Source organism: Fuerstiella marisgermanici (assembly GCF_001983935.1).
GTDB lineage: Bacteria > Planctomycetota > Planctomycetia > Planctomycetales > Planctomycetaceae > Fuerstiella > Fuerstiella marisgermanici.
Genome location: NZ_CP017641.1, coordinates 1,725,423 through 1,751,626, shown reverse-complemented (window position 1 = coordinate 1,751,626; position 26,204 = coordinate 1,725,423). Strand labels below are relative to the sequence as shown.

Sequence of the window (26,204 nt, the reverse complement as noted above, 5' to 3'; positions counted from 1 at the left end):
GCGGTTGCCGCCGTTCAACATGCCTGGAAGTTTCTTCAGCTGGCGACGATACGCAACCGTCGTCAGAGCATCCAAACGTGAGCTTCCGAACACACGACTAGACGTCCAGCTCTTCACGGATCTTGTTGCGGAATTCGATCAGCAATTCCGGAGCTCGCAAGTCGTCGCGTTCCAGAAGGTCTGCAAACTGAGCGCCAAGTTTTCCGAACACAATTTTTTCGCGTTCTGCCTGCTGCCCCGGTTGTTGTTCGGCCACATAAGCCAGGCCCAACGACGTCAGGAAATCCAGTTCGCGATGTTCGACCGGATTCAGCGACGTCTGCTTTAAGATCGCATCAAACTCACGCCGGGCGCTGGTGAGGTCCGGCGTTGGGCGAGTCAGATAGTGAATTCCAAGGTGCAGCCGTGCCCACAGTGCTTCTTCGGCGGCGGGAAAGTTTTCGTAGACGGCTTTCCATGCGCGTTCGTTGCCCGCATGAACAATGGCTCTGGCATACTGTCGGTCGGCCGTGTCTTCTGCCGGAAACAACTCAGTGCTGGCCACCAGGCGAGACGGTTCGTAGAGCATACGGCCGGCAAAAAATCCTGCCACCAGGCAAAGCACCAATGCCGTCAACGCGGTCCGCCACGACGGGAGTCCGCCGAGCAGCCAGCCGGTCACCGACGACGTATCCACAATTGCCGGGCTTAGCGCCGCATGGTCGAGTTGCTGAATGGCATTTAGAAGTTCATCCGGAGTCGCAAAGCGATCTTCCGGCTTCTTCTCCATCATCCGATGAATCACATCGCACAGTTTTTCCGGCAGATCGCGGCGGTGTTCAGACAGTCGCTTCGCGTTCTCTTTCAAATGCAGTACCGCGACGCTTACCGAATTTTTGCCAGGAAACGGCGGCTGGCCAGCGAAGGTGTGATACATCGTCACACCAAACGAATACTGGTCGCTGCGGTGATCCAGCTTTTCGCCCTGAATTTGTTCGGGACTCATGTACCACGGCGTGCCCATCGTGGTGCCCGCCTGAGTCAGGTTCATTTTTTCGTTGGATTCGATCAACTGAGCCAGCCCGAAGTCGGTGACTTTCGCATCGCCGCTTCGAGTCAACATGATGTTTTCGGGCTTGATGTCTCGGTGAACGATTCCCGCATCGGACGCGACCTTCAACGCGGCGGCCACCTGCTTCATCCACTTCAGGCCGGTCAGGAAGTCGGGTGGCCCGTTCTTTTTAAACCACTGACTAAGGTTCTGCCCCTGCACATATTCCTGAACGATAAAATGCAGTTCGTCCGCCTGCCCGATCATATAGACCTGGACGATGTTCGGATGACTTAGGCCTCCTGCCGCGCGAGCTTCGCGTTCGAAACGCTGCAGCAGAGTGCTGTTTTTTTTACTGACGGCATCGGCCAGCAGAATCTTGACCGCAACGGAACGGCTGAGGGAAATTTGTTCTGCCAGGTAAACTTCAGCCATCCCGCCAATTCCCAGCCGTCGCAGCAGGCGGAAGTCGCCCAGCACGCGGTCGGTCAAATCACTGGAAGTAGCGGTTGGTTTATCCGCCGGTGGCTCAGCCATCGCAGTTCTACCCGTCGGTATTGGAGAGGTGGGATTTGCTTGCCGCACTCTTGTGATGCGGCACGCTTCAAGGCACATAGTTTGGCACAGTGGGCCACATCTGTCAGCCGGGTCGTCGCAATTTTTGAAGGCGTTCCCGACTTCTCGACGCCGCCGCTGATCGATGTTATGCTCTACAGCACGATTTGGCGGCTGACCTGGAATGCGAGAGAGCAATGGCCGGAAAATGGAAAAGTCGACGCGACGATGCAGGCAGCATGCTGGCAGCCGTCATTGTCATCGTAGGAGGCGCCGGAATTTGCGCATTTGTCGGCGCGCTGGACCAGTCAGAAGTCGGCGCATGGATGCTGGGCGGCGTTGTTCTGTTTGCCGCGATGCTGTTGTGGTGGATTGTGTGGTATCGCTACAGCCGCAACGTTAGCCAGAGCGGACTTGCCTTCTGGCACATCTTTGGCCGCAGTCACCGCGAAGACGGCCTGGCGGCTCAGTACCGACCTCGCAAAGTCGGTGAAGGAAATGCCAATCGCCCGTCCGGTACCAACAAACCGATTACGGCTGAGGAGGCCAAAGAGATTCGAGCGACCAGCGCGAATACCTGGGTCCCATCGAAGAACCGCGAGGGCGGAAGTTAAGCCGGTCGCGTTACCGGCTTCAGCAGTGGAAGAGTCTTGCTCGTGCCCCACAGCGAGGGGGCGTTTCTACTGTTTGAACTCACGGACGGGCATGACTGCCCGTCCGGTTTGCCGTTCCGCTTTGCGAAGTTGGTTCGCTGCGGTCTAGTTCTTCGTATATCGGCGATCGAGAATTTCCAGAGCTCGGGCAACATCGGGGTCGATGCTGATCTCGTCACTCGTGCGGCCTCGGAACAACGTGCGATGCACGTTTTCCGGCAGCGGCACGTCGATGTGAGGAGCCAGGCCTTTGCCAGCATAGTTGTGATGCCCCGGCGAGTAAAACTTGGCCGTTGTCAGCTTCAGTCCAGTGCCGCCCGGCAGATGCACGATGCTTTGCACCGACCACTTCCCGTAAGTCTTGCGACCCACAATCTGGCCTCGCTTGTGATCGTTGATCGCTCCGGCCACGATTTCGCTGGCACTGGCACTGTTTTCGTCGACCAGCAATACCAGCGGAAGGTTCCTCGTGTTGAAGTTGTTGGCTCGGAACGTTTGGTCCTGATCAGCCGAACGGCCTTCGGTCGAAACCAGTACGCCGTTATCGATAAACCGATCGATCACTGATGCTGCGGTATCCAGCAATCCGCCGGGGTTACCTCGCAGGTCCCAGATCAACGAACGCATTCCCTGAGCTTCAAGATCACGAAGAGCGACGTCCATTTCGTCGGCGGTAGAATTCTGAAAGCCAGTCATGCGGATGTAGCCGATGCCGTTTTCCGAATCCAGAATCAAAGCTCGTGTGACACTCTTCACATGCACGGGACGGCGTGTCAGCGTGGCCGCAGCCTGTTTTCCTTCCGGAGATTCGAACCGCAGATGAACGCGACTACCGCGAACACCTCGCAGCAGTTGAGCGGCTTCGTCCGTGCTGAGTTGGCGGCAGTCACGGCCATCAATTTCGACAATGTAATCGCCAGGACGCAGGCCACCGTCTTCTGCCGGGCTGTCCAGCAGCACGTTGACCAGATGCATTCCTTTCCCTTTTTCGCCTTCCATTTCGATGCCGATGCCGACAAATTCGCCCTGAATGCTGCCGAACAAATCGTTGTAGCGGTCGGGCGTCAGAAAGTTGCTGTAGTCGTCCAGAGCGTTGCAGGCACCGAATAGATATTCCAATACCACAGGTGCGCTGCTGAGGCCCATTTCTCGTTGAGCGATATCGCAGACTTCGGTCACGAGCATACGAGCTTCCAGGCGACTTCGAACCGGACGGTTCCAGAAGTCGCGAATCAGCCGCTCGCGGACTCGCTTGGCCGCTGCCGTTTGGTTGCCATTGGCAGATGTATGCTTGCTTAGAAACCGATCGTTGCCCAAAGCCATGTAAAGGCTTTCGGTACCGTGAGACACAAGCTTCGTGGACGAAACTACGTCAACGTATTCGAGCTGCACTCGAGTCATCACGTCTTCCAGCAGGTCCAGAGCTTCGGCTCGGCCCATTGCCAGCATGTCGTTTTCAAAACTGCTATCGGCGTAGCGTCGATCGATGCCAAACTGAACACGCGTGCGTCGCAGTGCGTATTCCAGGCCGCCGTCGACGGGCATCTTCTGCTTTTCAGCATACTCCATGGCCGCTTCGTACAGCTTGATGGCGTTGACCCATTGTCGAGTCTGTTCGTAGGCTTCGCCGACTCGCAGTGCATCGGCCTGAGTCCAGGTTCCGGCCTTCACGGGTTTCAGGACGGCTGCGAATTCCTGCGGCTCATCAGTTCCGCCACCAAGAATGGCGTTGACCAGATCGCCTGGGTTGGCAAGTCCTTCGGCCTGTGCAGAAGTTGTGTGAAACGGAACACCGGTCCACGCCAGCACTACGGCAACGGAAAGAACGGCCTGCAACAATGTTCGACGGGTGCGCTGCATGTTAATTTCCCCCTCACATCGATTCTGACCAGCAGCGTGCGGTCAGAAATCGACTGTCGCCAGCCTGCACTGTGAGGAGTCTGCATCATGCAATTCCGAATTCGTCCGTGAACACCACAGCTTGTTGCTGAGACGTTCCCTTGTACTCTTATTGCCGCAACGACATCGTTGAGCAATGGTCAGATTGCGGTTGGGCCGCGTTCTGCTGTTCCGGTTTGTTGCCAACCTTCAACAATTGTTGTCAGATTGTTCAAGCAAAGTCACGGAAGAGACCCTTCTTCCTCCGACCAGGTTGCCAAGGGGCAGCACGACTGATCGATCTCATTTGCCGATGAACCGAAATTGTGGCTCGCACTTTACAACCAACGGCGGCAGGGCGCGGGACACACGTCGACTATATGGTCCGTTTTGGCAATGGTCAAACAGTTGTTTCCTCAAGGTTTCGCTGTTGAGAAAAATCGCCACAAACCGCAGTAACGAAAGACTTTACCTGTCTTAACATGCTGCCGGGCGGCGAATTCGACGGGATGTTTTTACAGAAAACACGGGCGTTGGCACAGAAATTACAGCATTTCCCGACCAACAGCGTCGCCACGACTCACGCCCCGGTCGTACCGTCTGGGTCGAATGCGCCAAGACGAACGATTTTCAACGCCGCAGAATCGTAGCTGCGAAAGATGAGGCGAACTGACAACGTCGCCATCCGTCCGGGCCGCTCATCGATCCATGCTCTCTGTGCAAGGAAACCTTTGTGCATTGAAGAGGTACACTCAGAAAGCCGGTGGGGCGCCGCTGAAGGACACTTGGTTCAGGTCACGTTTGCCGGCGGCAAGACGCAGCACTCCGGGACGCTCGCGCCTCATTCAGGCGTTTAGTGTTTGGAACTGATTGGCGTCGTTCAGCCGGGAACATGTTGCGTGACGACGCCTTCACGGTGGCACGAGCCTGACAATCGGTAGTGCCGGTAAAGTTGCCATAAGGCCCTACGGTGATGATGCGATTTCACGTCATCCTCATCACTTTGGCAAACTCACCCGCTTTTTTGGTGTAGCCTTCAAAAGCCGTAGCGTCTGCGCTTGCCAACTTCACACCAGCGATTCACACACCGAAAGCCGACTATGTCCACAGATGCGTTTCGATACCGCCTGATCACTCGCAGTGACTTCGATGGCCTCGTTTGTGCCGCCTTGCTTCGCGAACTTCAGATGCTGGACGACATTCTGTTTGTGCATCCAAAAGATATGCAGGACGGACTGATCGAAGTAACGTCTCGCGACATCATCACGAACCTGCCGTACGCCCCCAACTGCCATCTTTGCTTCGATCATCACTGCAGCGAAGCAGTTCGTAATGGCAGCGTGGTCCGAACAAACTACATACTGGATCCGGATGCCGATTCGGCCGCTCGAGTCGTGTACAACTACTTTGGTGGGGCGGCACGTTTCCATAACGTCAGCACAGAAATGATGGAGGCCGTCGACAAGGCGGACTCTGCTCGCTTTACCCGCGAAGAAATCATGGCCCCCAAAGACTGGGCGCTGCTGAATTTCATTATGGACCCGCGGACCGGACTAGGGCGATTCCGGGAGTTTCGCATTTCGAATTACCAACTCATGATGGCACTCGTCGATTTCTGCCGCACTCATACGATCAAAGAAATCATGGCGCTTCCGGACGTGCGTGAGCGAGTAGATTTGTACAACTCACAGCGCAAGGATTTTCTGGACCAGATTTCACGCTGTTCCGGAGTCTACGGCAACGCCGTTGTGCTCGACTTCCGCAACGAAGAAACAATCTATTCGGGGAACCGCTTTCTGGTTTACGCACTGTTTCCGGAATGCAATGTGTCGATTCATCTGCTGAGAAGCCGTGTGCCGGAAACGACGGTTGTGGCCATCGGAAAGTCGATTCTGAATCGCACCAATCCGGTCGACATTGGTTCGTTGTGCCTGCAGCATGGCGGCGGTGGTCATGCTGCTGCCGGAACCTGCCAGATTGCGGCCGATGAAGCCGATGAACTTCTGCCTTCAATCGTGCGAGTGGTCGATGCATCGATCGAACCCATTGAATCGGCTGCAGAGGCGAACGTTTAACCAGGATTTAACCGGCGCCGCCGGGGGCTGGAGTAACCTTGGATTCCGTGGTTGCGTTCTCGGGCGGACTGGCGGGTGGTGGCGTCGCGGGGATTGGCTTTAGCAGTAGCTTGCGGAAGTGAGTTTCCGAGCCTTCACTTTGTAGCCCGATGAAGCCGATGTTCGGTTTGCAGCCTTCAGTCTGCCCCGCTTTTTGTCCGTTGATTTCCACTGACAATCGGCCACCCTGGCTGACAATGCGGCACTTGTTCCATTCCGCCGGCTTGGCCGACACGCCCGCGTCGAAGGGCTTGTCGCTGGTGGCGTCGCCGCTGGCGAACAAGGCGCCCGCTTCTGGCTGATGCAGCTGGACCTGCATCGATGTCGGCCACAGTCGCAGTTCTTTCTGCGTGTAGATCAAGACTCCGCTATTTCCATTCGGGTCAGACGGGTACGTCCATTCGAATGTCAACTCAAAGTTGTCGTACTGCTTCTTTGTGTACAGGAATCCTTTCGGATCGCCTTTGCAGATCAGGTGTCGTTCTTTACCAACAGTGACAATCTGCCAAACATCTTCCAGCTTCACTTCTGGTTTCGAACAGAAGTGTTGCCACGTTTTACTCGCGTCGTCCGCCAGCAGATCCACGACTTTTGTGGCCGCAGCTTCTGGTGATTCAGGCGTTTGTCCTTCGCCCCTGACTTCTGTTGGAGTGACTGCTGCTGTCTTCGTTTCCGCGGCCGCTTCATCGGCAACACCAACCGCGCCGTTAACAAACAGCAACGGAAGACCGACGAGGATAGTCAGCGTTGACGGCAGAATGCTGGCAAGGGAACCGCCGCATGACGACGTCCGGTGACGCTGCTTCAGTGTCCGCGATGCGCGAGGGGGGATGTAATCGGTCTTGAACATACCGTAGCTGATTCAAAGCTGCTGTAGCGAGAAAGAAATTCTCTGGATAGGGGCCCGAGTGCGGCAAAGAGCACTGCCGCGCGTCGCATTCTGCGGTCAATTCGTTTGAATTGCCAGCGTGTCGCCCACAATCGGCACACGGTGGCGTAACGACAGCCACCGTTGTTTCCGCCATCCAGCGGCTTCCTTCTACTTAAGGTGTTGGTCTGCGAAGTTCATGTATTGCGTCCAGTCGAAGTCTGTCACGTCGTGTTTTCCCGTGCGAATGTGATAGCCAACATCCGTATGAATCGGCTTGTTCACGTCCGGCATCTCGGCTGTCGGCAGGCCTTTGCGGCCGAACAACGCATACACAGGTCCGGCGTGGTATAGCGAAAGCATTTCCCCCCTCGGGTCGGCCCATGTATCTTCCTGGGCGCTAGCGACATAAACCGGACGCGGTGCCATCAACGCCATCAGCATGTGGTGGTCGACGGGCATCGCATCCTCGTTGTCGTTGTACTGCCGATGGTTTTTGCAGAACCAATGAGGGAAAGACGTGTTGATTCGCTTAACCGTTTCGCCGAATCGCCGCCGAGCGAGAGCCGCTCCACCGCAGCCGGAATCGTTTGAAATCACCATCGCAAATCGTGGATCGGTCGCTCCGGCCCATAGGGAAGTTTTGCCCAAGCGCGAATGCCCAAACACGGCCACGCGATCACCGTCTACAAGCGAATCCTGTGTTAGCACGTCCAATGCGTGACTCAAACCCAACGACCACGCGCTGATCGAGCCGCCCGCATCGCCTGCTCTTTCGGCGTCGCCTCGATCAGCTTCCGTGACGGCGTGGATTCCGTTTTTGAACCCATCGTCAGTGTCGGGATCAACATCGCCATAATAAATCGTCGCCAAGCCATAGCCGCGTGAAACAATCATCTCAACGGGCCAGCGGCTGCTACTTTTTCCACGCGATGCTTCCGTCGCTTTGTGGTCGATATTGCCTCGATCCTTGTCGTTGCGGACCCATGATTCGGTAATGTGAATTGCTGGATCGGGATCGATGGAATGGTTGCCATGAAAGTTGTAGCCCAGAAAACAGGGCACAGCCTTCGTTGCAGACTTCGGCGTATAAAGCAAAATATCCATCGATGGGCCGTCGTCGTCGGCTGTAAAGAAGACGGTGATCTCACGGCGAATTGCCTTCCCGCCCACGGCGTCGTCATTGCGAGAACGGACGCGAGTTCGAATGGTTGTTAGCTTTTCTGGCACTCGACCGAACACATGCTGTTCAAACAGACGCAGCACTTCCGGGCGTCGCTGATTCGTCCATTGTTCGGCCGTTTCAACTGTCTTGCCGGCCTCTGTTTTCAGGACCTCGGGCAGTTCGTAGTCAGGCACTTTCGATTCGTCGTAGTTGTAGCCTTCAGGCTGAGCACTCGCTGGCGATATCATGGCAAGCAACAATAGAAACGCGGCGGCGTGGCGAACAGATTTGAACACAAGCGTGGAAGCGTTTAGCATCAATGGCCTCGGGAAGATGGTCAGGCAGGTTGGAAAGCAAAACGGACCGGCAATTGCGAACTCGTCCCAAAGACACGGCAACGCCAACAATGGAATGGTACCCAAACAACTGACGGCATCCAACGACGTGGCAAAATTGACGTCAACTGGCCGTTGAGTTGCTGGCTCATCCTTAACATGCCCGAAAGGCGGACGAACATGCCACATCTGCGACGTCCCACGCCCGGCATGATGGCGTTGTGCATCATCATCATCCTGGCGGCATTCCGACTCGCCGGGAGCACGCAGGTTCAGAATGCGTCTGGGACGAATGAACGGCGAACGGTGACTGTGCAAACAGTTCTCGACGGTGACACCTTCATCACGACGACCGGCGAACGCGTGCGACTGCTGGGAATCGATGCGCCTGAGGTGGCACATCACGACACAGTACTGGAACCGTTCGGCACGGAAGCGACCGAGTGGCTGGCGGAGCGCATTTTGAATACGGACGTACAGCTACACATCGGAATCGAAGGTACGGACCGCTACGGACGAACTCTGGCGTGGGTTTATACTGCTGACGGAGCGTTCATCAATCAGGAAGCGTTGTCCGGCGGATACGCTGAGTTGCTGGACCGATTTGGCCTGCCATTACAACTGGAAGCGTCACTCAGGCAAGCCACCGCAGAAGCTCAAGTGGCTGGTCGAGGTCTTTGGGGGCGAAAGCAATGAGTCCCTGCAAGTAACCGTTCTCGGCTCGCAAATCAGTTGGTTAGCACTCCGGCGGCCATCGCCTGCTCGGGAGCCTCACCGATCAGTTCAAACGGACGGCGGTAAATGTCCTTGTTGGCGCTGCGAAGCACCATCTGATATTTGCCCGGCAACAGCTTGTTGCCAATGTGGTACGTGAAGTTGGCTCGCAGCATGTCGCGTGTGACAAACTGGCCGAACTGTTCGATCATACGGCCTTCCTCATCCTGCAACAGACATTCCACCCAAAGGTCTTCATGCGGCGGGTTAAGATTGCACTGAGCCAGAATCGAATCTCCGTACTCGTACACGGTGCGTCTGTTGGCGAGCTGATTGCCAACAGAAAAAGAGCCAATGTCGAAGCTGAAGAACTTGTCCTGCTCACGAACTTTCTGTTCGTCGCGGATCATCGTGCGAGCCACATCGGCATCCATCTTCTGCAACTGCATCCGGCCATTGGGGTTGTTCACGCCGTACAGGTCCATCTGCAGTTCAGCTTCTGTCGACACAATGGCCGACGCGGCGATGACGCAAACCCACGCCACTCCGGCAGGCACCAGTTTCGGTATTCGCGATACCGTAACTTCCATCAGCCGTCCCGGTCGCGGCAAGGAAGTCGGCACCCATCGTCGTACCCAGTGGCGGATTTTCAGAAAGTCGTCCTGCATGATGTAGGCGAAATAACCACTCACGCAAATGGACGGGAATATCTTCAAGCCCAGTGTAACCCACGTCATGAAGTGGAACATGATACCCATTCCCAAAATCACCAGTCGGCTACGTTTCTGAAACACCAGGAAGCCAAACAGGATTTCCCACACGACAGCAACATAAGCACCGATCAGCAAAAGTGGCGACCACATCGCCATCGTTTCGCCGATGGGGTTGTCGTAGTTCCAGTTGCTTAGCATCCAGTAACGCATTTGTTCGCCACTGAAGAATCCTTCCGTCTGAATCTTTGTCATGCCTGCACCGAAGTACACGTAGCAGAACAATAATTGCGTTAGCCGAGCGGGCCAGACGGGGAACTTCGGTGGCTGAGGGTCGAATCCACTGCCTTCGCTGCGACGCTTCAGAATCGCGTCGACCGACCAGATCGCTCCGGCGTTGGAGACGGCCAGTAACAGCATCAGGTGTGAGGCGATGACGTTGTACTTCGTCATCGTGCCGACAGCGTCCAGCAGACCGAAGTAGACATACAACGGAACCGCCAAAAACAACGACAGCCGTGTGCGAAACCCAATCACAGCCATAAACATTGTCAGCAGCATTACGCCGTACAACGGCACGGCGATCCCCGGCGGAAGTACCGGCAGGATGGTGCCTTCGCCGAACAGTTCAAACAACTGAGCCGGCGCGCCGTCTGTTGTGTACAGTTCGCGAACGCGGGGGAATCGCAACCACATCGGAATCGACGCCACGAGTGGCGTTACGATGCGCATGATCGCCATACCAAAGGGGACTTCTTCGGCGAAGAAGAAACGATTCAGTGCCGATTGCGGTTTGCTGGGGTTCATCCGTGAACTCACTGAAAGATTTTCTATAGCACTTCAGCCGGCTTATGCGGCATGAAGTATTTGAATTTTGCGGGACCGGGGCGAACGTCAAAACAGCTCGCGACTAATTCGTATTCAGGTTGCCGCCCATGGACTGGGTGAGCGAATTCTGGCCGTCTGCCGAATTGGGCGTAAACAGCGTGCTGTACAGGCTGGTCGCAGCCGCTGCTTGTTGTCTTAAACGCGGATTGTCATACACCGAATTCAAGCGCTGCTGAGCGTGCCAATCCGGGAACAGCTTCACCGGCATGCCGTCGTCCATGCAGACAGCTCGCAGATGAAAGTATGTCTGCTTGTCGTTGGGCCGAGCGAAATAGTGATCGAACAGGCGATCGGGCACGTTGTACTGTTTCGGCCAGAGCTCTTCGACGACATAGACATTCGTGATCGGTTCATGAGCCGTGTGGCTGATGATGTTGTCGATGTGTCGCGGCAGCAGATGGTTCGTGTGGTCGTAGTGAATGCGGCCCACATGGCCGAAGGGATGGAACTCGCCCCACGGCTCTTTCACCGCGTAGTAGTCGCCACTTTCGCCTTCCGCGATGACGTGAATTCGCTGGTCCCATGCAGTCCAGCCGCAGAACATGTCCCACACCACAAAGTAACTTAACGTCACTCCGCACGTGCCGACTTTCAGCGTCTGACCGACGACGCCGTAGGTTAGTGTCGTCAAATACGCGCCGATGAATGCCATCGACAGCAGCAGTTTTATTCGTTTCATCGCTCACCTTCCCTGGCTGCGAAGCGGCGTAACCGCGTGAGTGCATTGGTATGCAAAATCCGTGACCTGCAGACTCTGCCGCATTTTCCGAATTGAGTCAACACGAATTGCCAACTGTCGTCGAATCGACGACCGCCAGACACCATTGGCACGAACGCGAATCCCGCTACACTTGTATCTGCAGGAAGCTTTTTAGATACGAAGGGAGGCGTCACGTGCCAGGAAAACTAACTGCCGCCGGTGTAGCGGTCATTTCATTCGCAGCGGGCTTTGTTGCGTCATCGCCGTTCCGAACGGCTGAGGTCCAACTGTCACACGACGACGATCACTCGGTTGCTCAGCCGCCCCTCATCCCCTTCGCGCCATCGCAGTCGCTTTCGGCGCCGTCGGTTGAGGATGCCTTTAATGATATGTTCAGCGAAACGCAGCTCGCGCCGCCGCCATTAGACATTGCCGAAGACAGCGGCTCTGAAATCGAACTCGTGTCATTCGATTCGTTCAGCGATGGCCACTCGCAGTCCGACAAATTTCCGGACGCTGAATCGACATCAATCCCCCAGCCGCTGTCGGAATCGGAAACGCGCGATTTGATTCTGGCTGAGTTTCCCAATCTGCCACAGCCGACGCTCGAAGGCTGGTGCGAATCCTGGGGAGAACTGTCCCGGCCCGAACTGCTGAGTTTGTTGGAACAGCGGAAGCTGATGCCGTCGCTGTTGCCTGACGTCGAGGCCCCGGCTTTGCCACTAATCGACTCGGAACCCGCTGCACCACAATCGGCAGCACAGGAAGAACGTGCCGCGCCGTCTGACAGCTCGCTGTTAGCAGCAAGCCTGCAATCCGCTGTGTCTCGCGTTCAGCAGAATTTGCTGCATTCTCGCACCGACGGTTACCGTGGCCACGCGATTCGGTTTCAACTGTCAGAAATTTCGGCCACCACTCCTTCGCAAGCCATCGCCCTGCGCGAAGCGCAGCGAAGTTTTCAACCGGGGGCGGTTCGAGAATCCGTTGAGCCGCTGCACCTGGCGATCAAGGGCTGCTCGGACCTGATGTTTCGGCTCGAACCTGGTGACCTGCTCACTCGCTGCGGAAACTTTCAGCGTCTCAGCGACGGTCGCATCGGCATTCCTCATCCGTCGGGCGACGTGGCGTTGTTCGGCAGCCCGAAGGTGTCAGACAATGTGTCGAAGGTCGTAGTCGAGGAAGACGGACGACTTAGCGTGACAACGGCGGACGGGAAATCCGAATCCGTCGGCGTGATAGAACTTGCCCGCGTTTCCGACTTCAGTCGGCTGTCTACAAAGAACGGAGTTTACTTTGAAGTCACAGCAAACGTGGATGACTGCCTGACAATGGTCCCAGCGGAAAACGTTGTTGCAGCGGCTCTGGAATCGTCCAACGTCGACGCCGATCAGGCCGACTCAATCCTGTCTCAACTTGAACGGATTTCCGGATTTTCGACGTTCGCCGAAAATTGAAATCGCGGATTCGGACCAGCAGTTCTGATCGGCAGAGAGGCGCATGTTAAAATGCGCGTGTCGTATCGGTCGTCATAGGTCCGGCCTCGTTGCTGCAAGTGAGGCTTCGTCGCGCCGATAACTCGACGTATGACGAACGCGACGCTGCAACTGGACCGACTGACTGAGCAGAACCTGCAGGTAATGCAGGCGTACACGGTTCGAGCCACCACTGCGAAGGCTTCGGTTGAAGATTTCGACGGGTGGCTGGAGCGGATTAACGAGCTGCCGGAACTAAGTTCGGATGACCTGACTCAGTCGCACGGCCAGCTAATCGCCATGGGATTCCTGAAGTTTGAAATCACAGGCCGCAGCGTTGGCCTGCGATACCAAATTAGCCCGCGAGGCAAACAGGCACTGGACCGAGCACTTTCTGCCGATCCCAGCAACGAAAACGACGCCGAGGATGAGCAGCTGACGCATCATAACGAAGCGGCTTAGACTGCCCTTCGACCGACCGCTTACGATTCTGCTTTGTCTTCGCCTGCGACTATATCCGCGCCGACGAACCGGTGCTCTTCGTCCATCAGGTTCAATTGCGTTTCGATAATCTCGCCAGACTTTGAGAAGAACGCATCAAGCACGCGCGGGTCAAAATGCTTGCCGCGACCTTCTTCCAAAATAGCGAAACACTTTTCGCGAGAAAATGCCTTTTTATACGGCCGGGCGCTGGATAGAGCATCGAACACGTCCGCGACGGCAACGATTCGACCTTCCAGCGGAATGTCATCGCCCTGCAAGCCAAGTGGGTAGCCACTTCCGTCCCATTTTTCGTGATGGGTCTGAGCAATGCGAGCGGCCAGCATCAGCAACGGTGACGATCGCACGTGCAGCAGACTTTCGCCCTTGCGGGTGTGGGTCTTTAGAACTTCCCAATCACGTTCTGAAATCGGTTCGATAATCTGCTTACCGATCGCACAATGGTGCTTCATCAGTTCGTACTGATCGTGGTCAAGCTTACCGGGCTTGAACAGGATCGAGTCGGGAATGCCAATTTTCCCAACGTCATGTAGTTGAGCAGCCTGCTCCAGCATCGACAGTTTTCGTTCCGGATATCCCATTGCCGAGGCAATGATGGCCGTGTAACGGCCAACACGAATCACGTGGTTACCGGTGTCGTTGTCACGATGTTCTGCCGCGCGAGCGAGGCTGAGAATCAGTTGCTGGCGAGTTGCTTCAAGCTGCCGCGTGCGACGTTCGACCTGCTGTTCCAGGCGAGCCGCTTCGTTGGCAACCATGTCATAGTGTTTTTTCAGAATGATCGCGTTGCGGACACGAGGCAGCAATTCGCTGGGGTCAATCGGCTTCGATAGAAAGTCACTGGCTCCCAGATCGAGCGCCTTTTTGCGGACTCGCGGATCCGTTTCGGCGGTCAGAATCAATACAGGAATGTGCTGCGAGACAGGGTCAAGTCCCATCACCCGCAGGATGTCCAGACCGTTGATTTCCGGCATCTGAATGTCCAGCAACAGCACGTCCGGCTGTTCCTGACGAATCATCACCAACGCTTCGGTCGCTCGTTCCGTGGTGACGAAGTTATGGTAGCCATCCTGTTTCAGATGCTGGCGAAATGTCATGATGTTTAGTGGCTCATCGTCCACAATCATGATTTTCGCATTCTTGTTCACGTGTCGAAGAGCCACGCTCTCCGGATGAACTGTAGCTGCTGTCGGATTCGGCACGGCTGCTTCCGATTCCGCACCTTCGCTGGTTTCACTAGTGTCAGCGTGGTCGATATCAGCGGAGTCGATGTCAGCGTGGTCGATGTTCGCAGGGTTCGCGCTGTCGGCGGAAGCTCGCTTCACTGGTGCTGATGCAGCCGCGTTGATGACAGCTTCGACTCCGTGCAAGATTGGGTCAACGGTCTCAATCGACTGTTCCGGCCGTTCGTCTTCGGCAACCACTGGTTGTTCCACCACTTCAATGTCGGTGGGGCGGCTGGCCAAAGCGGCTTTGTAGTTGGGAACTTTCTTTCCGTCGCGCAGTGCGTCAAGCGACGCAATGGTCGATCGAATTTCGTCGAGGACTGAGCGTTCGGGTGATTGGGGAGAGGGAGTCATATTGTTCTCATGGCAAAATGCCGGCCACTGTTCGACGATAGCGCGGTATCAACTCGATTGATACATCACCAACATTGAACGTAGCCTGTTAACGATTCGTTGCGGAAAAACAACACGACAATTGGCACTCGTTTCGATGTTTCGTCGCTGACACGACGGTGCAATCGCCGCAATTGACAGAACCCGGTGTTAGACGGAATTGACGGCCTTTATCAAACCGCAAATTTCTGACGGAAAATTTTGCAACATTTCGAAACGGCCGACGACTGCCCTCACCAGAAGCCGCAATTTGCAGGGAATTGCGGGGTTTTTGGTGGTCCGGACCGAATCACGTCCGGTGTTTTCAGGAAAGTCCGTCATCATGTTGCGCTGGATCAAATATGGAGTCGTCACTGTTGTTGTGGCGGGGGTCGCGGGAGTCGTCGTGCTCGGGACCAACGTTGGCAGCTATGTTCACACCACCACGCGAGCCGCTCGGCAGGCCGTCAAAGACGCCGTGCCGGTCGAATTCGAACTGCGGCGAGCTGGCGATATGATCGAAGCCATATTGCCGGATCTGCAGTCACAGGTCAGGATGATTGCTCAGGAAGAAGTTGAGATTGCGGCTCTGGAATCGGACATCACAGAATCAGAAAAACAGTTACAGCGCGAACAGCAATCGCTGACTTCGCTGCGAGGGAAAATGAAAAACGTGCAGGTCTCGTATTCGGTTAATGGCCGCAACATCAAGCGGAACCAACTGACCGAACAACTGCATCAGCGTTTTGAACGCTTCAAACAGGGCGAACTGGCGTTGGCCAGCAAGCAGCGGTTGCTGGAAAAGCGGCAGCAGAGTCTCGACGCGGCGTTGACGATGCTGGAAAAAATGAGGCACCGCAAAGGAGAACTGGAACAGAAAGTCGAAGCCCTGGCGGCTCAGCATCGTCTGGTGCAGGCATCGAAAATTGAAAGCGGGCGGTTGGTCGACGGCAGTCAGTTGTCAGAAGCCGACCAACTTCTCAGCAATATCGAAAAACGTCTAGCAGTCGCTCAACGAGTGCTTGCCCATGAACAGGACTTGTTCGCGGTCTCCGCAGCGGAAGAAGTCGTGGATGAAGAACGACTGCTGACAGAACTTGACGAGTACTTCGAAGCCAATAACCCCCGCAGTGGCGAACATAAGGTTGTCGGTGTCGAAACGAAGTAGCCAAGGTTCAAAAGCGTTTGTGGGACACGCAAAGTGTGGTTTCCGCAGACGCACACAGAGAGCACGGCTCCACCGGCGTCATGTCGGTGGGGCGAGAATCGTTGCCCAAACGTCGCTGGTCGGATCTTTGTCCGCCGGCAAGAGGTGTTCGAGGACTTGAGTTCGTATCCTCCACGCAACCTCACTGGCGACTAATCGTGGAACGTCGATGCCGTTGAGAAAGGCCAGCCACTTGTTCAACCTTAATCTCAAACGAACGGAAACGGCCATTCGTAGCGGCCGTCTGGACGACGCGTTCGCCCTGCTACAGGCTTCGCCCGAACGCGGGCATCGTGATGGCCAAACGCTGATCGATCGCCTGGCCGCCGCGTTCACTGTCAGAGCTACTGAGCATTTGACAGCGGCGCGTTTGGAAGATGCTCGGCACGACGCGAACAAGGCTTTGCAACTGGCCGGCCGATCGCCGGAAGTTGCAAAGCTACTTGCAAAGGTTTCAACGGCTGAAAAGGAGAGGCACGGGCGACAACAACGCCGTCAGGACGTGCTGGCCACAGCAGAACAACAACTCAACGCTGGTGCCTATTCGATCGGCGCGAAGTTACTGGGTGGACTGGACGCGGATCAGAGTACATCCGGAGCGGCTGCCGCCGGACGTTTAGAACAGGCGATCGCAGCGAAACGAATGATTATTGATGACGCCGTTCAGCGAATTCAGACAGCGGTCGATGCTGGTGAATTCACGGCGGCAGCGAATCTGATCAGCAGTCTGCAACCGGATCAGCGCTTCCACGCTCGCATTGCACCGCTGCTGAATGTGGCAGTTGAACCGCTAATCGATGCGGGCGTAGTGGAACTGGTGGCGGGAAGACTGGACCGAGCCGCCGCAATCGCGGACTCGCTTTCGTGGTTGAGAGTTCAAGGTGCAGCACCGGGAACTGCTCGCCAGTCAGGCAGTCCCAGCTACGACGAGCTGCAGCAGTGTCTTGACCGCTGCCGTACAGTCAAACGGCACCTTGCGTCGCACGACTTTTCCAGCGCAACGGCCGAACTGAATCTGTTGAGGCGCGTCATTCCAGATGCCGAATGGGTTCGAGAAGCTCAGACCGCCGTTGCAGAAGCGCTGCAACTTTTGAATTCACTGGCTGCAGGCCCGCTCGGTCTTCTGCCCAATTCTTCCGCCAGTGCGGATGTCCCCAGTCGTCCCGTCGCACAGAATGATGACCGATTGGCTGGTGACATCGGCGGCGGAACACCTGGCCGCTGTGTCCTGCGGGTCGATGGGATTGGTGGACTGCTGTTGCTGCGGAAGGACATCGTCACGATTGGAGCAATCTCATCACCATCTTCTGCCGCCTGCGATTTAAGGCTGCAAACAGAAGGAGCGACCACAGCGATTCGCATTCGTCGAGAAAGCGACGACTACTTTGCGGAATCTGAAGAGGCATTCAAGGTGAACGGCCTGCAGGTGACACGCAAGCTGCTGGCCAATGGTGACAGCATTGCAGTTGGTAGTCGAGGTCGGTTGCGTTTTCTGAAGCCGGTGGCGGCCAGCGGTTCGGCCGTCTTGCACATCACAGGTTCCAAGCTGGAACAGCGAGACATTCGCAACGTGGTGTTGATGTCAGATTCATTATTGTTTGGTCCGAACGGCAGCCACTTTCGTTTACCAAACGAAGACTCACCGATCGTGCTGCATTGCGATGCCGGTGGCTACGCATTGAGAAGCCTGCAGGCGGGCAGCGAATGGATGCCTTTACGGTTGGGGCAGTCGGTGTTAATGAACGACGTTCGGTTTGCGTTAACGGAATAGATTCTATGGCGACATATCACTATCAAAACGGCGATCGACCACTGGACGGCTTTACAATCCAGTATGCGCTGGGCCGCGGTGGGTTTGGCGAAGTCTATTTTGCCGTCAGCGATTCCGGCCGTGAGGTGGCTCTAAAAGCCGTGCAGAACTTCGAAGAAGTGGAACTGCGTGGCATCGGCCATTGCATGAATCTGAAGTCGCCTCACCTTGTAATGATCTTCGACATCAAGCACGCGGCCGACGGAACACCGTGGGTGATTATGGAATACGTCAGCGGCCCCTCACTGCGAGAAGTCCTTGACGAATCTCCCAATGGACTCGGCGTCGACCAGACAAAGTTCTTTCTCAAGGAATTGGCCAGGGGACTCAGCTATCTGCACGAAGCGGGGGTCGTGCACCGCGACCTGAAGCCTCATAACGTTTTCTTCGAAGACGGGCTCGTGAAGATCGGCGATTACAGCCTCAGCAAAGTCATCACGGCCAGCCATCGCAGCGGCAACACGATGACGGTCGGCAGCGTGCACTACATGGCTCCGGAAATCAGCCTCGGTCGCTATGACAAGACAGTCGACATCTACGCGTTGGGCGTCATTCTGTTCGAAATGCTGACGGGCAAACCGCCGTATATCGGCGAAAGTCTTGGCGAAGTGTTGATGAAACATCTTAGCAGTGACCCGGACGTCAGCGAGTTGCCAGAGCCCTTTGCGGCGGCCGTTGTGAAGGCGATGCAACGCGATCCGGCCGATCGGTTTCAGACGGCTCAGGAAATGGTAGAAGCGATCGTCGGCAAAGAATCGCCAGCGCCGATGATGGACAGCTTTAACCCGGCCACGCTGTCGCTGGTTGGCGAACGAGCTCGCGCGGCAAAGCAACACGCAACTGCGGCTTCCAGCCGTAATGATTTTGGGGCAGCGGCGGAAGTTAGTTTTGAGTCACCGTACGCGGATATCGGTGCTGGATCCGAAAACCACAGCCATAGCACGGACGTAGCCGCCCCACTGTCTCATTCGACCGCTCCGACAGTGATGCAGGAGACCAGCGAGTACCACGAGGCGACTCAACAAGCTGGCCGGGATCGCACAGCGAAGCTACTTCATCGAGCATGCCTGTACTATGCGCCACCGCTGCGACTCCATGCAGAACCGGACCCTCTTCCGCTGGGGCTGAGGTTCCTCACGGCAGTTGTGGTGACGACGGTTTTAGTGACCGTCGGTATGCGAATGCGCGACTACGGGGCTCCACAGCCGGTGTTTGTCGGTGCCGCCGCGATCCCCACGTTGCTGATTTCGTCATTGGTGACAGTCGTTTCAATTTTCACGCTGCCTCGCGAAGGTGGAATCGGCTGGGCCGTGTTGTCCCGCGTAGGCTGGACGGCGTCTCTGTTTGCTGCACTGACTGTCATGGTAGCGAACAGAATGCCACAAACCGTTGTATGGCCGCTCATACTTAGCTTCGGTGCGACGACGCTTCTTTTCGACTGGCGATGCCTTGTCGCCCCGCATCGAAAGCACCGTCTGTCCGTGGTCCCCGTTATTGCCATCGGTGCGGTCGCCGTCATGGTCAATGGTTTGCTGGACCACCGCTCCGAAGGCATTCCGTTTGCAGGAGCTGTGATTATGGCCGCAGCCATCACGGTTCAGTTGGTGGCTCCGTTTCGAAAAGCAGCGGCGAATGCTCCGTTGCTGCAACGTTCGCATCTGGAGAAAAGGCGAAGACCGCAGAAGCCGCGTCTGCTCTACGACCGAAAGGCCATGTTTATGGAACTGCTCATTGCTGGTTCCGTCGTCACGGTTATCGGAATTTGTGCAATGTCGCGTGGCCGAGGAGAAGAGATTGCGTGCGCAATTGTGGCAGGAGCGGTGGGGCTGTTCGCCTTGCGGTTTCGGCTGCAGCATCGAGCGTGGCCGGAAAGCATGTTATCCGCACCGCCGAATGGAAGCGGTGACAATGTTAGCGGCCTACATGCGGATGCAAATCCATTGAGTGATGGTCAAAAACAATATCACAGGACAGTCACGTCGGACAAAACCAGCGTCTTTCTTGAATTCATTATTCTGGCAGCAATAGCTTTATTGGTCGGCTTGATTATCAACCAGGATGACAGCACGTTTGCTGTCGGCGCCGGTGCAGTTGTGATTGGTGCGCTGGCAATACGATATCGCTGGATCCGTCACCGCCGGAAACAGGAACCAGTGCAACGCCCCAAACTGTCACTAAGCTTTGACGGGATTTCTATTCTTCTGGAACTGATCGTTAGCGCATGCGTGGTAGTCATTGCGAGCGTCCTGTTCTTTGTCAGGAATGAGGATGAAGTGGTCATAATTGCCGCCATCGCATCTGCCGTAGCCGTGATCGCCGTACGTTTTCGGCTGTCGCGTCGAGTCAAGATTCCATAATGGGTTGATAAATCTGGCACAGATTCTGTCTGGGGTGCATGTCGGAGCTTTGTGCTGTTCAGGTATCTAAGACTTTAGGAGTTCATGGAAGATGTAAACCGTCGACGCAAAGTCGGATGGCGATGAAAACTAAACGCAGGAGAGACGCTGATGTTGGGGCCTCAGGAAATAGTAATTCTAGTTGTCGCCGTGGTGCTGATCGTCAAGTTCGTGAACCGCGATAAGTCAGGTGCGAAGTCTGCGCGGCCAAACGTGTTCAAAATACTGCTGGCGATTGGGCTGCTTCTGCTCGTGCCAATTGCCTTGGCGACCATCTTCTACGTGAAAATGGCCCGCGAAAGACCGGCTACAAATTCGGCCCAGATGCCTGGTCAACTCGACGCGGTTTTAGCAACAAAAGGAATGTGGGCCAGCCTCGACGAACAAGGCTTCGAAGCGAACGTCTATCCGAGCAAAGCGGCGGCGGCTAAGTCGCTGGCTCGCAAAGTCCGCGACGCACTTGATGCGAATCGTTTGCTAGTCGCAGCTCAAACAGAAGCTGCCAATGTTCCGCCTGACGCAGAACCTGCATCTATAGACGAAGCGGCCGCTGATGGCGACTCCATCGCTGACCTGCCCGCCGCTGAACTAGTCGATCAGGAAGATCCGAAAATCACACAGCTGACTGCGCCGGACTCATTCCTGCTGTTCAATCAGACCGGCGAAAAAGGTGTCGAGAATGGCTTCGCTCACCTGTTGCAACGGGAATTTCCCATCAGCGAAGTCCAGATCTACTATCCGGCCCAAGGCTCGACAGCTGCAACCGGTCCAGTGAAGGATAACACCGTCCGGGTAACACTGCTTACCGATGATCAACACATCGAGATCGAAGTCGACGGAAAGAAGGCGCGGCAGATTCAGGGGCGGATGGTCTGTAAAATCGAAACGTCGCACGGGGCGGCTGAGGTGTCTAACAACTATCTCGACAAACCGTGGGTTGAAGACCTGGACGTATATGTGTCCAAACGCCCTCAACAGAAATTTGTGGCAGGCTATTCTCACCAGTTCGTTTCTTCCCAGGCTGAAGCCAGTCGTTTGGCGTTTGCCGACGCGCAAATGAAGTCTCGACTACTTAGGCCCGGCTTCACGGTGATGGCAGACGAATCGTTAGTTGTGGACCGCTTCGCTCAAAAGCTTTCGAGACCGTACGGCGATGTCTGGCGAGAAGCTGTGCTGCTGGATGTCTCATCGGCTCGTATGAAACCGGTGATTGCGGCGGCTCAGCATCAGGCCACAGTCGTGCAGCAGGAACGGTTTTCTTTGGCCGCGGCGCTTGTCATCGTTTTTGGCCTGACAGCGATTCTGTGCTTTGCTTTCAATTATTTCACCGAAGGGTATTACCGGGGACGTGTTTTACTAAGTGTGGTGACGTCTCTTGGACTCTTGTTAATGTGGTGGTTCGTCGGCTGGTAACCACTTCGCTGGCCACCCCGACGGCGACTCAATAGATTCTTGTGGAATTGGGGATGACGTGGTGGCTGCGGTTGGAGCGAGGAACGAGTGAAACCCCGGGGCGCCCATTTGGTGGGGAGTTATTTAGAAAATCAGCATGAATGAAGCGGACCAGCATCTGCTAAGTCTGATCCAGGCCGGCGACGCCGATGGCTGGCACCAGTTTGTTGCGCGGTTTCAGAAACGGCTGATGGCGTTCGCCGTCCGTCAGGTTGATCAGCACGCGACGGCAGAAGACCTGGTTCAGGAATCGTTTGTTGCCTTCCTGAATGCCATGTCGGATTTTCGACAGCAGTGTGAGCTGGAATCTTTTCTGTTTCAAATTCTGCGACGCAGGATTGTTGACCACTACCGTCGGCAGGGCCGCAATCGCGAAGTGCCCGCATGTACATTTTCATCTTCTGCAGGAGAAGCGTCCGCCAATGCTCAGAATCCGTTGCAGAAAGCAGCGTCTCCTGACATGCACGCGAGTTGGTATGCCCGCCGCAACGAAACGGACGAAGCTGACCGTAGAATTCTCTCGCACGCGATTCGGCAACTGGCGGACAAGCTTCAGGCGGCTGAGAAATTTCGAGAGCTAAAAATTGCAGAAGGCCTGTTCTACGCGGGGTTGCGCAATCAGGAACTGGCGGAGGTCCTGTCGGTATCGGAAAGCGAAATTGGGCTGGTGAAGCATCGACTGATCAAGCGCTTGTCTCAGTTGGTCAGCGAGGCGGAGACGTCGTCCGACACTTCGGCACGCGCCGCCGCAAGCGAACCTCCGACGGACACGCTGCTGACGTCTGTTTGGGAATCCGAACGCCCAAGCTGCCCCAAACGAACGACGCTCGGCAAGTTCACGCTCGGGATTCTGCCCCCAAACTGGGACGATTTTGTGAGCTTTCACGTGCGAGTTTTAGGCTGCTGTTTCTGTGTGGCAAATCTGGATGAACTCACGCTTCCGCCCGCTGCTACAGAATCGGCAGACGTGGAACAACGCTTATTCACCTCGACGGTCGGCTTCCTCAAGCGGTGAGGTAGCTCGTTGACGACACGCATTCGCTCGCCGCACCAATTCGCGGTCCAGCCACAGCCATGACGGAGCGCCCAATGGCGCATTGCGATCGGTTCTGTGATACGATCGACGATTGAACTACACCGGCCACCTTCCAGAAAATAACTCAATCGGGAAGGCACGATGCCACGGTTGTCCGCCGGTCACCGTCCGCATTTCAGATAAAGGCTCACAACTATGCCGCAGACAACTCGCCGCCGCTTTACCGCAACAGCCGCCGCCACGATCGGCAGTGCCGCGATTTCAAACTCAATGCTGGCCGCAAGCACGCCGGCAGCAACCGCGCCGTCGGAACGCATTAACGTTGGCATGGTCGGCATGGGAGCTCGTGGTTTTCAGTTGCTGGGCGACTTTCTGCCGCTGAACGATTGCCAGATCGTGGCGATCTGCGACGTGGACGACTTTCACTACCGCGACAATGCCTGGGGGAAGGGAACGGCCTACGGACGAAAGCCGGGGCAGGAGAAAATCAACAAGGCATATGCGAACGAGAAGTCCGGCACGCCTCAGAAGGGATTGGCGGTCTATGCTGACTATCGCGAATTGATCGCTCACAAGGATCTGGACGCCGTCATCGTCGCGACGCCCGATCATTGGCACGCTCGCTGTACTTTGGACGCGCTGGCCGCCGGGCTTGACGTCTACTGTGAAAAACCGGTGACTCATTTGTTTGCAGAAGGCAAAGCGATCGTTGCGGAAGTGGCCAAACGCGATGCTGTATTCCAGGTTGGTTCGCAGCAGCGGTCGGATGAATCTTTTCAGCGAGTTGTCGAAATTGCGAAGAACGGTTTGCTGGGCGATATTCAGTCGCTGGAAGTGGGGCTGCCACCGGGTTACGAAAAGCCAATGGGCAGCACGGACGTCGTCAAGCCGCGCGAAACGCTGGACTACGATTTCTGGTGCGGGCCGTCGAAGGTGCTGCCACTGATGCAGGCGCGACATCATCGCTGGTGGCGCGGACATCGCGCGTATGGCGGCGGCGTGTTAATGGACTGGATCGGGCATCACAACGACATCGGCCAATGGGCAATCGGCGCGGAACGATCAGGCCCCACTTTGGTCGAGGCCGTCAACTGGACCTACCCCGAAACCGACGTCTATAACTCGCCGCATCAGTACACGATTCGTTGCGAATACGATGGCGCTATTACATCGACGATTTCCAGCCGCAACAGACAAGGGCTAAAGGTGATCGGTAGCGAGGGTTGGGTGTACGTGCGACGTGGAAAAATGGAAGCCTCTGACAAACGCTGGCTGCAGAAAGACTTCAGCGCCGGACCGATTCGGATGCCTCGCCAGCAAAGCCATGCGGCCAACTTTCTGGTTTGCGTGCGCAGTCGCGAAGAATGCATTGCCCCGGCAGAAATCGGGCATCGTTCGATCACACCGGGCCATCTTGGCTACGTTTCGGAAGCTCTGCAGACACCGCTGCGCTGGGATCCAAAACGGGAAACTGTGATTGACAACGACAAAGCCAACACTCTGCTGAACGCCGTCACCTACCGCGAACCCTGGACGTTTTCGTAGCAACCGTTTATGAAGTCAGCACGGTCACTTATGCGATGAGGTCGTCGACCACGTGACCATGGACGTCGGTCAGGCGGTAGTCGCGGCCCTGAAAACGGAACGTCAGCTTTTCGTGATTGAAGCCGAGCAGACGCATGATCGTGGCCTGAAGGTCATGCACATGGACTTTATTTTCGGTGACCTGAAAGCCAAGTTCATCTGTTTGGCCGTAGTTGAAGCCACCTTTCACGCCGCCGCCCGCCATCCACATTGTGAAACAATCCGGATAGTGATCGCGGCCCAGCACTTTGCTGGCTGCCGTACGACCTTCGCGAAACGGGGTGCGACCAAATTCGCCGCCGCAAACAATCAATGTGTCTTTCAAAAGTCCTCGTTGCTTTAGGTCTCGTATTAAAGCAGCAATCGGCTTATCAGTGGCAGCAAACTTATTGGTCAATCCACTCGTCAGCCCGGTGGCTTCAGCGGTTCCGTGGAAGTCCCACCCCCAGTCGAAAAGCTGCACATAGCGAACGCCCTGTTCGACCAGCCGTCTCGCCAGCAAGCAATTGTTGGCAAAGCTCGCTTCGCCCGGCTTCGCTCCGTAGGCTTCCTGAGTTTGTTTGGTCTCCTTCGTGATGTCCATCACATCGGGCACCGACGTCTGCATGCGATACGCCAATTCGTATTGCGCGATCCGAGTCAGCGTTTCCGGGTGTCCCAGTTCTTTGGCCTGAAGTTCGTTAAGCTGCCTCAGCGCATCCAGTGACCGTCTTCGCAGTCCACGGTCCATGCCTTCAGGGTCGGAAGCATACAACACCGGATCGCCCTTCGAACGACACTGAACTCCCTGAAAGACCGACGGCAGAAATCCACTGCCGAACGAGTTCGCTCCGCCATTCGGTTGAACGCCGCTGCTGATCAAAACAACAAAGCCCGGCAGGTCCTGATTCTCCGTGCCCAGTCCGTAAGTCGCCCACGCTCCCAACGACGGACGTCCCGATCGCGGTGAACCCGTGTAGATCAACAACTCCGCCGGAGCGTGATTAAACTGGTCGGTGTTCATCGAATGGACGAAGCACATTTCGTCCGCAACATCGTGAAAATTCGGCACCGCATCAGACAGCCACGTCCCGCCTTCGCCATATTGAGCGAACTTACGCGGCGTTCCCATTAGCTTCGGCACGCCAGCCGTAAAAGCAAAGGTGCGGCCTTCAAGAAAGGTGTCCGGGCAGTCTTGACCGTCGCGTTTAACCAATTCCGGCTTGTAATCATAGACGTCAAGGTTCGGCGGCGACCCCGTCAGGTGCAGATAGATGACTCGCTTTGCCTTCGCATCGAAATGGGGCTGCCGCTGAGCCAGCGGACTCATGCTATCAACCGCCACATCGGCCGACGTAACACTTCCATCCAGCGATGACAGAGCGATGGCGCCCAGGCCGATGCCGGAAGACGAAAGGAAATGTCGGCGAGTCTTCGCCTGAAGCTGCTGCAGAATGGGATGCATGGCAAGCCGATCAGAGTATCGATGGAGGTGGGGCGGGCGTAGCGGAATATCGACTGAACACAGTCGATTCTAAGCCACAAACGCCCCACTTCCA

At 56.0% G+C, this 26,204-nt stretch carries 19 protein-coding genes; 11 read left to right on the top strand and 8 right to left on the bottom strand.

What is annotated here, in order from left to right; genetic code table 11:
- Positions 1-97 precede the first annotated feature (97 nt).
- Positions 98-1,567, bottom strand: a complete 1,470-nt coding sequence (locus Fuma_RS06520; RefSeq protein ID WP_077023415.1) for a serine/threonine protein kinase — start codon at positions 1,565-1,567, stop codon at positions 98-100.
- A gap of 215 nt (positions 1,568-1,782) precedes the next feature.
- Between Fuma_RS06520 and Fuma_RS06515 the strand changes: the two genes are divergently transcribed.
- Positions 1,783-2,199 carry a hypothetical protein gene (locus Fuma_RS06515; RefSeq protein ID WP_077023414.1) on the top strand — a complete coding sequence of 139 codons (417 nt, stop codon included), beginning with the start codon at positions 1,783-1,785 and terminating at the stop codon, positions 2,197-2,199.
- Between the two features lie 144 nt (positions 2,200-2,343).
- On the opposite strand, the gene Fuma_RS06510 is transcribed toward Fuma_RS06515, so the two are convergent.
- A complete protein-coding gene (locus Fuma_RS06510) occupies positions 2,344-4,098 on the bottom strand; it encodes a S41 family peptidase (RefSeq protein WP_077023413.1) in 1,755 nt (584 codons plus the stop codon).
- 1,118 nt (positions 4,099-5,216) lie between these two features.
- On the opposite strand from Fuma_RS06510, the gene Fuma_RS06505 reads away from it, so the two are divergent.
- Positions 5,217-6,191, top strand: a complete 975-nt coding sequence (locus Fuma_RS06505; protein ID WP_077023412.1) for a DHH family phosphoesterase — start codon at positions 5,217-5,219, stop codon at positions 6,189-6,191.
- Positions 6,192-6,198: 7 nt separating this feature from the next.
- On the opposite strand, the gene Fuma_RS06500 is transcribed toward Fuma_RS06505, so the two are convergent.
- Positions 6,199-7,080 carry a 3-keto-disaccharide hydrolase gene (locus Fuma_RS06500; RefSeq protein WP_077023411.1) on the bottom strand — a complete coding sequence of 294 codons (882 nt, stop codon included), beginning with the start codon at positions 7,078-7,080 and terminating at the stop codon, positions 6,199-6,201.
- A gap of 189 nt (positions 7,081-7,269) precedes the next feature.
- Positions 7,270-8,580 carry an alpha/beta hydrolase family protein gene (locus Fuma_RS06495; protein WP_229360865.1) on the bottom strand — a complete coding sequence of 437 codons (1,311 nt, stop codon included), beginning with the start codon at positions 8,578-8,580 and terminating at the stop codon, positions 7,270-7,272.
- Between the two features lie 198 nt (positions 8,581-8,778).
- Between Fuma_RS06495 and Fuma_RS06490 the strand changes: the two genes are divergently transcribed.
- Positions 8,779-9,294, top strand: coding sequence for a thermonuclease family protein (locus tag Fuma_RS06490; RefSeq protein WP_158520873.1), 516 nt, complete (start codon positions 8,779-8,781; stop codon positions 9,292-9,294).
- A 32-nt stretch (positions 9,295-9,326) separates the two neighbouring features.
- Here Fuma_RS06490 and Fuma_RS06485 read toward each other — a convergent pair whose 3' ends face one another.
- Together Fuma_RS06485 and Fuma_RS06480 are read right to left on the bottom strand one after the other, a co-directional pair.
- A complete protein-coding gene (locus Fuma_RS06485; RefSeq protein WP_077023409.1) occupies positions 9,327-10,829 on the bottom strand; it encodes an HTTM domain-containing protein in 1,503 nt (500 codons plus the stop codon).
- 103 nt (positions 10,830-10,932) lie between these two features.
- Complete coding sequence (locus tag Fuma_RS06480; protein ID WP_077023408.1) at positions 10,933-11,589, bottom strand: hypothetical protein; 657 nt, start codon at positions 11,587-11,589, stop codon at positions 10,933-10,935.
- 215 nt (positions 11,590-11,804) lie between these two features.
- Here Fuma_RS06480 and Fuma_RS06475 point away from each other — a divergent pair, with 215 nt between their 5' ends.
- Together Fuma_RS06475 and Fuma_RS06470 are read left to right on the top strand one after the other, a co-directional pair.
- On the top strand, positions 11,805-13,064 hold the full coding sequence (locus Fuma_RS06475) for a flagellar hook basal-body protein (protein ID WP_077023407.1): 1,260 nt from the start codon (positions 11,805-11,807) through the stop codon (positions 13,062-13,064).
- A 129-nt stretch (positions 13,065-13,193) separates the two neighbouring features.
- Positions 13,194-13,544: a hypothetical protein gene (locus Fuma_RS06470; protein ID WP_077023406.1), complete on the top strand. Its 351-nt coding sequence runs from the start codon at positions 13,194-13,196 to the stop codon at positions 13,542-13,544.
- Positions 13,545-13,564: 20 nt separating this feature from the next.
- Here Fuma_RS06470 and Fuma_RS06465 read toward each other — a convergent pair whose 3' ends face one another.
- A complete protein-coding gene (locus Fuma_RS06465; protein ID WP_077023405.1) occupies positions 13,565-15,163 on the bottom strand; it encodes an HD domain-containing phosphohydrolase in 1,599 nt (532 codons plus the stop codon).
- A gap of 361 nt (positions 15,164-15,524) precedes the next feature.
- Between Fuma_RS06465 and Fuma_RS06460 the strand changes: the two genes are divergently transcribed.
- From Fuma_RS06460 to Fuma_RS06435, 6 genes are all read left to right on the top strand, one after another.
- Entirely contained in the window at positions 15,525-16,349 is an 825-nt protein-coding gene (locus Fuma_RS06460; protein WP_077023404.1) for a coiled-coil domain-containing protein, read from the top strand.
- Between the two features lie 232 nt (positions 16,350-16,581).
- A complete protein-coding gene (locus tag Fuma_RS06455; protein WP_145944015.1) occupies positions 16,582-18,159 on the top strand; it encodes a hypothetical protein in 1,578 nt (525 codons plus the stop codon).
- A gap of 5 nt (positions 18,160-18,164) precedes the next feature.
- Entirely contained in the window at positions 18,165-20,555 is a 2,391-nt protein-coding gene (locus tag Fuma_RS34075; protein ID WP_083731850.1) for a serine/threonine-protein kinase, read from the top strand.
- A 150-nt stretch (positions 20,556-20,705) separates the two neighbouring features.
- Positions 20,706-22,007, top strand: coding sequence for a hypothetical protein (locus Fuma_RS06445; protein WP_077023402.1), 1,302 nt, complete (start codon positions 20,706-20,708; stop codon positions 22,005-22,007).
- A 136-nt stretch (positions 22,008-22,143) separates the two neighbouring features.
- Complete coding sequence (locus Fuma_RS06440; RefSeq protein WP_077023401.1) at positions 22,144-23,061, top strand: RNA polymerase sigma factor; 918 nt, start codon at positions 22,144-22,146, stop codon at positions 23,059-23,061.
- 216 nt (positions 23,062-23,277) lie between these two features.
- Entirely contained in the window at positions 23,278-24,627 is a 1,350-nt protein-coding gene (locus tag Fuma_RS06435) for a Gfo/Idh/MocA family protein (protein ID WP_077023400.1), read from the top strand.
- 28 nt (positions 24,628-24,655) lie between these two features.
- Here the strand turns inward: Fuma_RS06435 and Fuma_RS06430 are convergent, their stop codons facing one another.
- Complete coding sequence (locus Fuma_RS06430; RefSeq protein ID WP_077023399.1) at positions 24,656-26,110, bottom strand: DUF1501 domain-containing protein; 1,455 nt, start codon at positions 26,108-26,110, stop codon at positions 24,656-24,658.
- Positions 26,111-26,204: the final 94 nt, after the last annotated feature.

Coding starts and splice junctions, on each gene's coding strand:
- Fuma_RS06435 (WP_077023400.1), top strand. CDS start 23,278: ATGCCGCAGACAACTCGCCGCCGCTTTACCGCAACAGCCGCCGCCACG.
- Fuma_RS06445 (WP_077023402.1), top strand. CDS start 20,706: ATGTTGGGGCCTCAGGAAATAGTAATTCTAGTTGTCGCCGTGGTGCTG.
- Fuma_RS06515 (WP_077023414.1), top strand. CDS start 1,783: ATGGCCGGAAAATGGAAAAGTCGACGCGACGATGCAGGCAGCATGCTG.
- Fuma_RS06470 (WP_077023406.1), top strand. CDS start 13,194: ATGACGAACGCGACGCTGCAACTGGACCGACTGACTGAGCAGAACCTG.
- Fuma_RS06440 (WP_077023401.1), top strand. CDS start 22,144: ATGAATGAAGCGGACCAGCATCTGCTAAGTCTGATCCAGGCCGGCGAC.
- Fuma_RS06510 (WP_077023413.1), bottom strand. CDS start 4,098: ATGCAGCGCACCCGTCGAACATTGTTGCAGGCCGTTCTTTCCGTTGCC.
- Fuma_RS06460 (WP_077023404.1), top strand. CDS start 15,525: ATGTTGCGCTGGATCAAATATGGAGTCGTCACTGTTGTTGTGGCGGGG.
- Fuma_RS06485 (WP_077023409.1), bottom strand. CDS start 10,829: ATGAACCCCAGCAAACCGCAATCGGCACTGAATCGTTTCTTCTTCGCC.
- Fuma_RS06495 (WP_229360865.1), bottom strand. CDS start 8,580: ATGCTAAACGCTTCCACGCTTGTGTTCAAATCTGTTCGCCACGCCGCC.
- Fuma_RS06480 (WP_077023408.1), bottom strand. CDS start 11,589: ATGAAACGAATAAAACTGCTGCTGTCGATGGCATTCATCGGCGCGTAT.
- Fuma_RS06520 (WP_077023415.1), bottom strand. CDS start 1,567: ATGGCTGAGCCACCGGCGGATAAACCAACCGCTACTTCCAGTGATTTG.
- Fuma_RS06465 (WP_077023405.1), bottom strand. CDS start 15,163: ATGACTCCCTCTCCCCAATCACCCGAACGCTCAGTCCTCGACGAAATT.
- Fuma_RS06490 (WP_158520873.1), top strand. CDS start 8,779: ATGCCACATCTGCGACGTCCCACGCCCGGCATGATGGCGTTGTGCATC.
- Fuma_RS06500 (WP_077023411.1), bottom strand. CDS start 7,080: ATGTTCAAGACCGATTACATCCCCCCTCGCGCATCGCGGACACTGAAG.
- Fuma_RS06430 (WP_077023399.1), bottom strand. CDS start 26,110: ATGCATCCCATTCTGCAGCAGCTTCAGGCGAAGACTCGCCGACATTTC.
- Fuma_RS34075 (WP_083731850.1), top strand. CDS start 18,165: ATGGCGACATATCACTATCAAAACGGCGATCGACCACTGGACGGCTTT.
- Fuma_RS06505 (WP_077023412.1), top strand. CDS start 5,217: ATGTCCACAGATGCGTTTCGATACCGCCTGATCACTCGCAGTGACTTC.